11 protein-coding genes are annotated in these 11,728 nt (G+C 77.5%); 6 read left to right on the forward strand and 5 right to left on the reverse strand.

Features of this window, described 5'->3' with window-relative positions; all coding sequences use genetic code 11:
- Positions 1-308: 308 nt before the first annotated feature.
- From ACI79W_RS14045 to ACI79W_RS14055, 3 genes are all read left to right on the forward strand, one after another.
- The gene (locus ACI79W_RS14045) at positions 309-794 is read left to right on the forward strand and encodes a VOC family protein (RefSeq protein WP_456562702.1); all 486 of its coding nucleotides are present in this window, start codon (positions 309-311) and stop codon (positions 792-794) included.
- 70 nt (positions 795-864) lie between these two features.
- Positions 865-1,596, forward strand: coding sequence for a class I SAM-dependent methyltransferase (locus ACI79W_RS14050; RefSeq protein ID WP_456562703.1), 732 nt, complete (start codon positions 865-867; stop codon positions 1,594-1,596).
- On the forward strand, positions 1,593-2,780 hold the full coding sequence (locus tag ACI79W_RS14055; protein ID WP_456562704.1) for an alkaline phosphatase family protein: 1,188 nt from the start codon (positions 1,593-1,595) through the stop codon (positions 2,778-2,780). Before ACI79W_RS14050 ends, ACI79W_RS14055 begins: the two co-directional genes overlap by 4 nt.
- A gap of 4 nt (positions 2,781-2,784) precedes the next feature.
- On the opposite strand, the gene ACI79W_RS14060 is transcribed toward ACI79W_RS14055, so the two are convergent.
- The 3 genes from ACI79W_RS14060 to ACI79W_RS14070 all read right to left on the reverse strand — a co-directional run bounded on the left by ACI79W_RS14060 (position 2,785) and on the right by ACI79W_RS14070 (position 5,295).
- A complete protein-coding gene (locus ACI79W_RS14060; protein ID WP_456562705.1) occupies positions 2,785-3,747 on the reverse strand; it encodes a sucrase ferredoxin in 963 nt (320 codons plus the stop codon).
- A gap of 13 nt (positions 3,748-3,760) precedes the next feature.
- Positions 3,761-4,984 (reverse strand): cupin domain-containing protein, encoded by a 1,224-nt coding sequence (locus ACI79W_RS14065; protein WP_456562706.1) that lies wholly within the window; start codon positions 4,982-4,984, stop codon positions 3,761-3,763.
- 68 nt (positions 4,985-5,052) lie between these two features.
- The gene (locus ACI79W_RS14070) at positions 5,053-5,295 is read right to left on the reverse strand and encodes a BatC protein (protein ID WP_456562707.1); all 243 of its coding nucleotides are present in this window, start codon (positions 5,293-5,295) and stop codon (positions 5,053-5,055) included.
- Between the two features lie 258 nt (positions 5,296-5,553).
- Between ACI79W_RS14070 and ACI79W_RS14075 the strand changes: the two genes are divergently transcribed.
- The 3 genes from ACI79W_RS14075 to ACI79W_RS14085 all read left to right on the forward strand — a co-directional run bounded on the left by ACI79W_RS14075 (position 5,554) and on the right by ACI79W_RS14085 (position 8,070).
- Positions 5,554-6,216, forward strand: a complete 663-nt coding sequence (locus ACI79W_RS14075; protein WP_456562708.1) for a permease — start codon at positions 5,554-5,556, stop codon at positions 6,214-6,216.
- Positions 6,217-6,292: 76 nt separating this feature from the next.
- Positions 6,293-7,507 carry a DNA polymerase IV gene (gene dinB / locus ACI79W_RS14080; protein ID WP_456562709.1) on the forward strand — a complete coding sequence of 405 codons (1,215 nt, stop codon included), beginning with the start codon at positions 6,293-6,295 and terminating at the stop codon, positions 7,505-7,507.
- Positions 7,508-7,671: 164 nt separating this feature from the next.
- Positions 7,672-8,070: a DUF3040 domain-containing protein gene (locus ACI79W_RS14085; protein ID WP_456562710.1), complete on the forward strand. Its 399-nt coding sequence runs from the start codon at positions 7,672-7,674 to the stop codon at positions 8,068-8,070.
- Here the strand turns inward: ACI79W_RS14085 and ACI79W_RS14090 are convergent.
- Together ACI79W_RS14090 and ACI79W_RS14095 are read right to left on the reverse strand one after the other, a co-directional pair.
- The gene (locus ACI79W_RS14090) at positions 8,058-10,391 is read right to left on the reverse strand and encodes a transglutaminase family protein (RefSeq protein ID WP_456562711.1); all 2,334 of its coding nucleotides are present in this window, start codon (positions 10,389-10,391) and stop codon (positions 8,058-8,060) included. The two genes, ACI79W_RS14085 and ACI79W_RS14090, sit on opposite strands and share 13 nt — an antisense overlap.
- On the reverse strand, positions 10,388-11,710 hold the full coding sequence (locus ACI79W_RS14095; RefSeq protein WP_456562712.1) for a DUF58 domain-containing protein: 1,323 nt from the start codon (positions 11,708-11,710) through the stop codon (positions 10,388-10,390). The genes ACI79W_RS14090 and ACI79W_RS14095 overlap by 4 nt, the downstream gene beginning before the upstream one ends.
- Positions 11,711-11,728 lie beyond the last annotated feature (18 nt).

Below are 11,728 nucleotides of genomic sequence, written 5' to 3' on the forward strand. Positions count from 1 at the left end.
GCCACCAGTGCCCTCGGGGCGCCGGACGGTAAACGATCGGCGCGGTCGCCCGACCCGGCCGGGCCGGGCCGACAGGACGGCCCTGGTGACCTCCGACCTGCGCGTCTGTTCCCTCGCCCGTCCTGGTCGCCGGTGCCGGGGTGCACCCCGGCGCGGCCGCTCACCAGCGCTACGCCGATCTCGTGCGGCCTGCGTGGGCGGCGCCGACCGACCCGCCCGCCCACCGATGAGTCCGGCCCGCGGCAGGCGTCCAACGTTGCGACACCGGCGCCCGGCCGGCGCTCGGAGAAGGAGGAGGAACGCCCCCCATGCCCAAGCAGATCCCGTGCCTGTGGTTCGACGGCCAGGCCGAGGAGGCGGCGACGCTGTACACCTCGGTCTTCCCGAACTCCCGCATCGGCGAGGTCACCCGCTACGGCCCCGGCATGCCCCCGCCGATGCAGGAGGGCGACGTCCTGACCGTCGACTTCACCCTCGACGGCCAGGAGTACACCGCCCTCAACGGCGGCCCGCAGTTCCCGTTCAACGAGGCGGTTTCCTTCCAGATCATGTGCGCCGACCAGGAGGAGGCCGACCACTACTGGGACCGGCTGACCGACGGCGGGGAGGAAAGCATGTGCGGCTGGCTCAAGGACCGGTTCGGCGTCTCCTGGCAGGTGATCCCGATCGAGCTGATGACCCTGCTCCACGACCCCGATCCGGACCGCGCGCAGCGGGCGACCCAGGCGATGCTGCAGATGCGCCGCATCGACGTGGCCGAGATCCGCCGGGCCGCCGACAGGGTCGACGCCTAGGTGCAGCAGCCCGCGGCGCCCACCGGCGGGGAAGCGGTGGGCACCGCGGTCCGCCGCTAGGCTCCCGTGGGTGCCGACCGTTCCCGCCTCGCCCACCGCGGAGCAGTTGCCCGTCCGGACCGCTGCGGTGTGGGCCGCGCTCGACCCGCTGGTCAGCGCGGGAAGCGCCCTCCGCGTGCTCGACGTCGGCGGCGGCAGCGGCATGTTCGCCGTGCCCCTGGCCCGCCTCGGCCACAGCCTCACCGTCGTCGACCCCAGCGCCGACGCCCTCGCGACCCTGCGCCGGCGCGCCGAGACCGCCGGGGTGGGCGGGCGGGTGCGCGGCGTCCAGGGCGACGGCGACCTGCTGCACGAGGTGCTCGCCGACGACGGCGGCTACGACCTGGCCCTCTGCCACTCGGTGCTCGAGGTCGTGGACGACCCCGCGGTCACCCTGGCCGAGATCGCCGGCGCGCTCTGCCCCGGCGGCCGGGTGAGCCTCGCCGTCGCCAACCGGGCGGGCGCTGTGCTCGCCCGCGCGATCGCTGGCCACCCCACCGAGGCCCTCGCGCACCTGCGCGACCAGGGCGCCGCCGGCCGTCCGGCCCGCCGCCGGTTCGCCCCCGACGACCTCCTGGCGCTCGTCACCGGCGCCGGCCTGGCCCCGGGCGCCTGGCGCGGGGTCTCCGTCGTGGCCGACCTGCTGGACACGGCCTCGGGTGCCGACCCGACCGCCGTTCGGGACCTGGAGCTCGCGCTGGCCGAGACCTCGCCGTACCGCGAGGTGGCCGCGGGCCTCCACCTGCTGGCGACCCGCGCGTGACCGCGGTGGGCGACGGCGCGCTGCCGCCCGACCTGCACCGGCCGGCCTACGGCGTCGCGACCCTCGCCGACGTGCTGCCCGGCGTGGCGGCGGCCCTGGGCACCCCCGTCCCGCGGGGTGACCTGCCCGGTGACCCGCTGGGCCTGGCCGACGCGCTGCAGGGCGCCCGCCGCGTCGCGGTCCTGCTCGTGGACGGCCTCGGCGCCGACCTGCTCCGGGCGCACGCCGGTACCGCCCCCACGCTGGCCGCCCTCGCCAGCCCGGCCGGCGTCCTCCAGGCCCCCTGCCCCAGCACCACCCCGGTCAGCCTGACCACCATCGGCACCGGCCTGCCCCCGGGTAGCCACGGCATCCTGGGTTTCGTCACCGACGTACCGGGGGAGGGGCGCACCCTCAACCACACCCAGTGGGCCGACGACCCCGACCCGGCCGACTGGCAGGCGCAGCCCACGGTGTTCGAGCGGGTCGCCGCCGGCGGGGCCGCGGTCACCGCTGTCGGCCCGTGGGCCTACGCGGGTTCGGGCCTCACCGTGGCCGCCTACCGCGGCGCCGGCTACACCGGGGCGGTCGGCCCGGGTGACCTCGTCGCGCTGATGCGCTCGGCGCTGGACGCCGGCCCCCGGGCGCTGGTGTACGGGTACATGGCCGAGCTCGACCTGACCGGGCACGTCCGGGGCGTGGACTCGCCGAGCTGGCGGGCGCAGCTCGCCCTGGTCGACCGGGTCGTCGAGCAGCTGGTCGAGGGGCTGCCCGACGACGCCGCGCTGCTGGTCACAGCCGACCACGGGATGCTCGACGTGCCCGCCGCCACCCGGCTGGACCTGGACGACGAGCCCGACCTCGCCGACGGGGTGCGGCTGCTCGCCGGCGAACCGCGCGCCCGCTACGTGCACACCGAACCCGGCGCGGAGGCCGACGTGCTCGCGCGCTGGCGCGGGGTGCTGGGCGACCGGGCGTGGGTGGTGGGGCGCGAGGAAGCCGTCGCCAGCGGAATCTTCGGGCCGGTGGAGGAGTCGCTGGCAGCCCGCATCGGCGACGTCGTGGCGCTCGCCCGCGGAAGCTGGGCCCTGGTCAGCCCCCGCCTCGAACCCGGGCCCAGCCGGCTGGCCGCCTACCACGGGTCGCTCACCGCGACGGAGCTGGCGATCCCGCTGCTCGTTGCCCGGGGGCGCGCCCTCCCCTGACCGCTCAGCTTCTCGAGAGCGAGCGGTGGTGCCAGGTGCGCGCCCGGCCGGCGGTGGTGGCCTGGCAGGTGAGCCGCACCGCCTCGGGGGAGGGTCGGCTCACCACGGTGACGACGACGGTGCTCCCCGCGTGGGCCAGCGTGACCGCCCACTGCTCCGCGGCCGGCTCGGCCGCGTCCTGCGGGACGACGCGGACCGGGGACAGGTCGTCGACCCCGAGGACGCCGAGCTCCTCCCGCGCGAAGTGCTGGGCCGCCTGCACCGGCGCGGCCAGCCCCGCCCGCCCGCGCAACCACGGCAGGGCCACCTCGCCCCGGTCGTGCGCGGCGACGACCAGTCCGCCGTCCCCCGGAACCTGCCCGTAGTAGAAGCCGTGGGGGAGCACCAGCATGTTCGCCGCGAAGCGGTCGCCGCCCAGGTGGCTGCACTCCCACACGTCGATCGGTCCGGGAGCGGGCAGGGCCCGGGCCAGCGGCCGACCGCGCAACGCGCAGCAGGCGTCGTGGCCGCCGTGCGTGCAGACCAGGTAGGTCGGCCCGCGTGCCGGCTCGCCCACCGACCCGTCCCACGGGGCGGAGAGCAGGTCGGAGTCGGCCGACCGCACGGACCACCAGAGGCCTTCCCGACCGAGCCGGCCGTCGGCGTAGGCCCAGCGCCGGCCGGAGTCGGCCAGCCGGTCACCCGGTCGGCGGACCAGGAGCACGCGCACGCCCTCCTGCTGCGCGCGCTCGCTGAGCAGCCGCGCCACCCGCGCGTCGAACCGCGACTGCAGCAGCGCCTGCCGCCCCCACGGCCCCGGCTGCTCGATCAGCAGCCACCGCGACACCGGGGCCGCCGTCGCCACCCCGGAGTCGCCCCGCTCGAGGGCCTGCACCGAGCAGCGGTTCCCGTCCAACCGGCCCAGCGGGCGGGCGGGGACGTCGGTGCGGCAGAAGTCGTCCTCACCCGCCGGGCCGGCCGGGGTCACGCCCCCCACCGGGTCACCGGGGCACCCCGGTGGCCGGCAGCTCCGCGTCGGGCACGGTGGCGATCGACTCGGTGACCAGCCGCCGGGCCAGCGTCAGCCGGTCCTCCGGGTCGAGGCCGGGCAGGTCGCCCACCTTGAGCTCACCCGCGCCGAGCAGCTCGGTCAGCGCCGCGCGCACCTCGCCCGGGAAGGTGTGGGTGCGCCGTCCGGCGAGGAGGGTCACCCGGCCGTCGGCGCCGTCCCTCAGCGAGCACCGCAACCGCCGGCGCAGGCGCAGCACGGAGTCCGGTCCGAGGGTCGCGGCCGCGGTCGACTGGGCCAGCGGTGCGACCGGTTCGGGACGCACCTGCGCCCAGGTGCGCTCGCGCAGCCGGTCGGCGACCTCGGTCGGGTCGACGCGGCCCAGCCACTCCTGCAGGCCGGCGATCACCGCCGCGACGTCGTCGCGCAGGGAGTCGGGGCGGCTCAGGTCGAGGCCCAGGGGGAGGGAGGTGCGCAGCGCGCGGTCCTCGGCCGCCAGCGTCCGCACCAGGTCGAGCGCGGACTCGGCGGCCGCCCAGCGGGTCACGGAGTGGATGCCGACGGTCAGGTGCGCGCTGATCTCGCCCAGCGCCTTGGCCGAGTGCAGGAACCCCCGCGGCAGGTAGAGGGCGTCGCCCGGGCGCAGCACCGCGTCGATCACGGGCGCGCGTTCGGCGGCCGCGGCGACCTCGGCCGAGCGATCGCTCCAGGGCTGGGTGCGCAGGGGGTCGGGAAGCACCGGCTCGTGGATGGTCCAGTGCTTCTCACCGGCCACCTGCAGCACGAACACGTCGTGGACGTCGTAGTGCGGGCTGAACCCCTGCGAGGACGGCGGCGTGATGTACGCGTTCACCTGCGTCGGGTGGCCCAGGTCGGCGGCCAGCTGGTCGGCGAACTCGATCAGCGGCGGCCAGAGCCGGTGCAGGCCCTGGAGGACGACGGTGCTCCCGTCGGCGAAGAGGCGCAGCACCGCGTCGGAGGAGACCTGGTCGGCGATCTCGGCGCCGGCCCCGCCCGAGGTCGTGAACCGCTTCGCGTCGACGACCGCGCCGTCCTTGGCGATGCGCAGGAACGGTGTGCGCAGACCACGTCGGGAGAGCAGCTCGTCGACGGCCGGCAGGTCCAGCAGGTCGGTGAAGGAGTTGCCGGTGTCCTCGGCGCGCGTCAGGAGCGGGCGCCGCGCCCAGTGCTCCTGGGCGAACCGCTCGGGAGCCATGTCCGTGCACCGCCGCAGGGCCGGGCGGGGCTGCAGCTCCGCCCGGCCCTGCGCGGTCGGGTCCTCGGTCAGGCCGAACCGTCCGCGCCGCCGTCGGCGCCGCCGTCGGCGCCACCGTCGGCGCCACCGTCCGCACCGCCGTCCGCACCGCTGTCGGCGCCACCGTCCGCGCCGCCGTCGTGACCGCCGGACGTGCCGGCCGCGCCGTGGTCGGCCGGGCCCGCGCTGCTGTCGGCCGGGCCGTGCGCGCCGCCGTCGGCGCCGCCGTCGGCCCCGCCGTCCGTGCTGGTCATCTCGTCGTCGAGCGCCATGGGCTCCTCCGCTCCTGTCGATCCGGGCCGCCGTGCGGCGGCCCCGGCGGGTGCAGTACCTCCCGTGCGCCGCGTTGACACCTGCGCCCGCCAGCGGTTCCCGCCTCCCCGGGTGGACCCCGGCCGCAATGTGACGATCAGGTCACGGCTGGCCGGACGGGGTGGGCGGCGTGGCCCGGAACGGGCACCCACGAGGGCGTGGGGCGCGACCCTGCGTCCCGTGCGGGGCAACTGCACGACGACCGGAGGAGACCACTCGTGACCGAGAGTCGTACGCGTACGGACACCACGTTCGAGGACAACGTCGTCCGCGAGGGGACGGTCGACCGGCCGGCCGGGGGGGCGACCGCGACGGGGCCGGTGGCTGGTCCCGCCGTCGCCGCCCCGCCCCGGCGCGACCGGGTCCGCTGGGGTCCGGTGTGGGCCGGTCTGATCGTCGCCGTCCCGACGTTCCTGCTGCTGCAGCTGGCCACGCTGGCCCTGGGCTGGTGGGACGTCGGCCCGGGGGCCACCGGGAACAACGCCGACTGGATCAGCGGGGTCAACGGGCTGATCGCACTGTTCCTGGGCGGGCTGACCGCCGGCGCCAGCGCGATCTGGCGCGGGTTCAGCGACGGGCTGCTGCACGGGATCCTGGTCTGGGCGCTGACGGTGGTATCCATCGTGTTCCTCACCCTGTTCGGCGGTGGCGCTCTGCTGGGCTCGCTCGCCGGCGTCGTCACCGACGTGACCGGCATCGAGCAGGCCGACCTGCCCGACGTCGCCGCGGGCCAGGTGGCCGACGTGGCGACCGCGAGCGCGAGCTGGGCCGTCCTGGGCCTGGGTCTCGGGATCACCGCCGCCGCGCTGGGCGGCGTGCTGGGCGCCAAGATGTGGCCCAGCCGCGAGGACGCCGAGCGGCAGCGGGTCGCGGTCGGCTGACAGCCGCCCGCACCGCTATCGTCGACCCCGGATCGAACGCTTGTTCGATCCGGGGTCGACGTGCAGGAGGGGTGGCGTGGGGCGGGACGGCGGTCGTGCGGAGGGCTGCACCGTGCTGCACGTCGACATGGACGCGTTCTTCGCCAGCGTCGAGGTGCGCCGGCGGCCCGAGCTGGCCGGCACCCCGGTGATCGTCGGCGGGGCGGGCAACCGCGGCGTGGTCACCTCGGCCACCTACGAGGCCCGCCGCTACGGGGTCCACGCGGCCATGCCCACCGCGCGGGCGCTGCGGCTGTGCCCGACGGCGACGGTCCTGCCGGGGGACATGGCGCTCTACGCCGAGGTGTCCCGGGCGGTCATGGCGCTGTTCCGGTCGATCACCCCGTTGGTCGAGCCGCTGAGCACGGACGAGGCATTCCTGGACGTCGCCGGTGCCGGCCGTCGGCTGGGCGACGCCGCGGAGATCGGCGAGTACCTCCGCGCCCGGGTCTTCGACGAGCAGGGCATCACCTGCTCGGTCGGCGTGGCCGGCACCAAGTTCGTGGCGAAGCTGGCCTCCACGCGCGCCAAGCCCGACGGGCTGCTCGTCGTCCGCCCTGCGGAGGTCATGGGCTTCCTCCACCCGCTGCCGGTGGGGGCGCTGTGGGGGGTGGGCCCGAAGACGGAGGAGACGCTCCTGCGGCTGGGGATGCGCACCGTCGGCGACCTCGCCCACGTGCCGGCGAAGACGCTCCAGCGGGCGCTCGGCGCCGCGGCCGGCGCCCACCTGCACGAGCTCGCGTGGGGGCGCGACCCGCGGCGGGTGGTCCCCGACGAGCCCGAGCGCTCGACCGGCGCGGAGGAGACCTTCGGCACCGACGTCGACGACCCCCGCGTCATCCACCGGGAGCTGCTGCGCCTGGCGGAGCGGACGGCGGGACGGCTGCGCTCGACCGGCTGGCTGGCCCGCACGGTCAGCATCAAGGTCCGCTTCGCCGACTTCACCACGATCACCCGCAGCCGCACCCTGGGCGCGCCCACCGACGTGGGGCAGGAGCTCTACGACACGGCCCGCGCCCTCTACGACGCCCTGGGGCTGGACCGGACCCGCATCCGGCTGGTCGGCGTCCGGGCCGAGCGGCTCGTGGAGGCGGGGTCGGCCCCCCGGCAGCTGGAGCTCGGTGCCCGCGAGCACGGCCGTCGGGAGGCCGAGCTGGCCGCCGACCGGGCCGCCCGGCGTTTCGGTGCCGGCGCGGTACGTCCGGCCACGCTGCTGGGCTCCTCGGGCACGTCCGGACGGCCGGGTCGCTGACCAGGGCGGATGCGCCAGGGGGTGCACCCGGAGGAGTGATCGACGGACGCGCCCGGCGGGTCGCCGCGGCGTCGCCTTTCGCCGCGTGCAATCGGCTCGTATCCTCGGAGACACCGTCGGCGGGAGCCTCCGACGGAACTGGCTCCGCCCATTTGGAGGTCGACGTGCCGCTCTCCGAGCACGAGCAGCGTCTGCTGGAGCAGATCGAGCGCGCCCTCGTCGATGACGATCCGAAGTTCGCTTCCTCGGTCCGCACCGGCGATCGCCGTCAGAAGGCTCGCCGCAAACTGCAGCTCGGTGGGCTGCTGGTCGTGGTCGGCCTCGCCGTCCTGGTCGCCGGCGCGGTCGCCGAGTCCGTCCCGCTGGGGGTCCTCGGCTTCCTGGTCGCCTTCGGCGGTGCCGCCCTCGGGGTGCTGCACTACCGCGGGGCCACCGGTGTTGTCGAGGCGCCCGGCCCGGCCGGGCCGGGCGGCTCGACCGCGGCCGGCCGCGGCGGCCGGCGGGGCCGGCAGCCGATGAAGAACCGGCTGGAAGAGCGCTTCCGCCGCCGCTACGACCAGTAGCCCTCGCGCGCCGAGTTCCCGGCCGCCGTCCGCCCCGGACGGCGGCCGGACTCGTCCCGCCTCCACTGCGCGGCCCACGCCCGGACGCCCACCACGAGGGAGGCGGGCCACAGCAGCGCCCGCAGCCGCACCGACCGGGGGCGCGCCGCGAGCAGTCCCCGTCGGGCCGCCCGCAGCGCCACGCGCAGTTCGGTCGCCGGGGGCTCGCTGCCCGGCCGCCCGTAGCTGGCCGCCTCCTCCGCCCGGGCCAGCCGGCGCACCGCCGCCCCCGCGGAGTCCGCCGCCGGGCCGCCCGGGCCCCGGTCCAGCGTGCGGACGAGGGCTTCGGCCACGCGGCGCGGCGTCCACGACGGCTGCAGGTGCACGCCCAGGTCCGTCGCCGACGCGCGCAGCTCGGCCCAGGGTCCGGCGGCGCCGGCCTCCGCCAGCCGGCGACGGCGCTGCAGGGCGCGCACCCCGGCCGGCCCGGCCACGACCACGGCGACGAGCGCCAGCACGCCGGCGGTGACCAGCAGCGGACCGCGGTCGGTCGCGGCCGCCGCAGGCGAGGCCGCCTGGGGCACCGCCTCCGGCAGCCGGTCCGTCCGGGGCGCCGAAGGCTGCGGCGCCGCCGTCGGCGCGGGCACGGCCGGGCCGGCGTCGACCCGCTCCTCCGCCGTGGCCCGCGGTGACCAGGGGAGGTCGACCTGCCGGTCGACGGCCAGCGGGGTCGGGTCGAAGGGCACCCAGCCCACGCCCTGGAAGTACACCTCCACCCAGGCGTGCGCGTCGTCGCTGGTGATCACCCGGGTGCCGTCGGGCTCCACGTCCCCGGGGGTGTACCCCAGCGCCACCCGGGCCGGCAGCCCCGCCTGCCGCACCAGGACGGCCATGGCGCCGGCGTACTGCTCGCAGTAGCCCCGCTTGAGCCGCAGGAAGTCCACCAGGTCGTCACCGCTCGTGCCGGGGGCGGTGGAGAGGCTGTAGACGAAGCCGTTGGCGCGGTCGCTGAGGTACCCCTGGATCCGCAGCACCCGCTCGTACGGCGTCGCGGCGCCGGCCGTCAGCTCGGCGGTGAGCTCGGCGATCGCCGGGTCCAGCTCCGGCAGCGTCCCGAACCGCTCCTGCACCGGGTCGTCGGGCGGCAGGGGCTGGGCCCGCGAGAGCAGCTCCTCGGAGGGACGTGGCTCCACCGCGGTCACCCCGTAGGCCAGCCCCGCGCTCGTCACGCCCCGGCCGAACACCGTCCCGGTCGCCTCGTCGAAGCGCCAGGCGGCCGCCTCGCCGTCCACGCGGACCGACAGCGGGGAGGTGGGCACCGGGAGGAACCGGTCGTCGTGCTCCAGGACCTGCACCTCGGTGGAGACCTGCCGCGTCGGCTGGCCGTCCGGCAGCGGGGCGAGGAAGCCGTCGTCGGCCACCGACGTCTCGCCGTCGAGGTTGCTCAGCGACCAGCCCTCGGCCGGCTCGTACTCGTCGAGGGCGACGGCGCGCAGGTAGCCGGGGTCCGCGACCGAGCTGCCCAGGCGCAGCAGCGGGACGGGCTCGGGCAGGGTCAGCTGCCCGCGCAGCTCCGCGGCCGGGTCCAGGGAGGTGCCCGTGGCCGATCCGGTCCCGCCGCCGAGCCCGGTGGCGAACGAGCCCTCGGGGAGGATGGGCACCGCGGTGCCGAGGAGCGCGCCGGCCGCCACCGCGACCGCGCCGATCCGCACGGCGGTCCCTGCCCCACCGGCGGGGCCCGGCAGCTCCCGGCGCTGGTCGGCCCACAGCAGGACGGCGAAGCCGGTGGCCGGCCCGACCAGCGCCACCAGGCCGATGCCGCCGGTCACCGTGGCCACCGGGACGCACACCAGGGGGAGGAGGGCCGCCCCGGCCACGGCCGCCTGCCGGCCGGCGACCGCCAGCGAGTCGACCACGACGGCGACCAGCCCGACGAACAGGGTGGTGAGCGCGAGCAGGCCGGTCAGCGGGAGGGCGGGGGTGGCCTGCTCGCGGATCTCGGCCGTGCCGGCGCCGAAGACCTCGCCGAGCCGGGTGATCGTCGTCGGGGTGGGCAGCAGCCCGGCCAGCGCGGTGTCCGGCACGAACACCGCCGCGAGCACGCACACCACGAGGGCGAGCTGGCCGAGCGGCACCGCCACGGCCAGCACCCACGGGGCGCGGTCGCCGGCGAACCGGGTCACCGCCGCGCGCAGGGCCAGGCCGCCGGCGAGGACGGCGACGACGACGGTCACCACCGGTGGCACCCAGGCCCGGGTGGTGAAGACGGGGGAGAGCGCCAGGGCGCCCAGCAGGGTTGCGGCGGCGGCGGAGACCGCGGTCCGGACGTCTGCGGGGCTCATACCGCGGTCCCCGCGGGCGTCCCGGTGAGCGCGGCCCACACCTCGCCGACGTCCTGCCCGGCCGCCGCGGTGGCGACCCGCCAGCCCGCCCCGGCGAGGACGGCGACGGCCTGGTCGCGCTGGACGGCCAGGGCGTCGCCCGCGGCGCCGGTGGCGCCGCGCCGGGCCCGCCCCGGCTCACCCCACGACGCGACGTCCAGCAGCACGGCGAGACCGGGCACCGGACCCTGGCGGAGCCGCACCAGCTCGGCGACGTCGTCGGGTCCCACCGCGCCCAGCAGGCAGACCAGGGGTCCGTCGCCCGCCGCGCGGCACGCCACGGGCACGGCGGCGGAGAGGTCGCGCGCCCGGGAGGGTCCCAGGACGGCCAGCCGGTCCAGGAGCTCGTCGGCACCGAGCGCGGCACCGGCGGGCCCCGCGTCCGGCACGTCGCTGGTGGTCACCACCCGCAGCCGCGTCCCCCGCCGGGCGAGGGCGACCCCGATGCTCGCGGCCGCCTCGACCAGCCACTCGAAGCTGTCGCCGGGCGGCGTCGGGTCGCCCGGCGGCCCCGTGATCCGCCGGCCCTCGTCCCAGGCGGGCGCGACCAGGTGCGCCCGCGCCCGGGTGTCCACCAGCAGGGTGCCCTGGGCGCGCCAGGGGGTCTCCTCGAGGCGCACCTTCAGGTCACCGGTGCGCGCGCTGGCCCGCCAGTGCACCTTGCGCATGTCGTCGCCGCGCCGGTACTCGCGGATGCTGACGTCGTCGTCGCCGTGGACGGCGAACGCGCGGTGCGCGCCGTCGCCGCCACCGCTGCCACCGCCGGGGCCGCCACGGCCCAGCGGCCGGACGCGGGGGACGACGACCAGCGGCGCCGTGTCCGACCCGACGGCGGTGCGTTCGACCAGCCCGAAGGGGTCCAGCACCCGCAGCCGCAGCGGCCCCAGCTGGTAGCGGCCGCGGTGCCGCCCGACCAGCCGGTACCGGACGGTCGTCGTGGCGCCGGGGGCGAGACCGGTCACGGTGAACCGGTGCGGGCGGCCGAGCGTCGCGGGCAGCTGCTCGGCCAGCAGCCACAGCCCGCCGCGGCGCACGTCGACGTTCTGCAGCCGCAGCTCGACCTCGGCCGGGGTGCCGCGGGGCACCCGCTGCGGGGCGACGGTGCGGCGGGTGGTGACCCGGAACCGCCCGCGCGCCACGGTGACCCCGGCGAGCAGGGGCAGGACGAGCACGAAGGCGGCGAGCTGGACGAGCGACCGCTCACCGAGCACCGCCCCCACCAGCCCGAGCGCGACGCCGCCGGCGAGGAGGCAGCGGCCACGGGACGTGAGCGAGCCCACGGCCCGGGCGGGACCGCC

Source organism: Blastococcus sp. SYSU DS0533, assembly GCF_054050775.1.

Excerpts from the sequence above, each read along its gene's own strand:
- ACI79W_RS14045 (WP_456562702.1), top strand. The coding sequence starts at position 309 with ATGCCCAAGCAGATCCCGTGCCTGTGGTTCGACGGCCAGGCCGAGGAG.
- ACI79W_RS14065 (WP_456562706.1), bottom strand. The coding sequence starts at position 4,984 with ATGGCTCCCGAGCGGTTCGCCCAGGAGCACTGGGCGCGGCGCCCGCTC.
- ACI79W_RS14070 (WP_456562707.1), bottom strand. The coding sequence starts at position 5,295 with ATGGCGCTCGACGACGAGATGACCAGCACGGACGGCGGGGCCGACGGC.
- ACI79W_RS14090 (WP_456562711.1), bottom strand. The coding sequence starts at position 10,391 with ATGAGCCCCGCAGACGTCCGGACCGCGGTCTCCGCCGCCGCCGCAACC.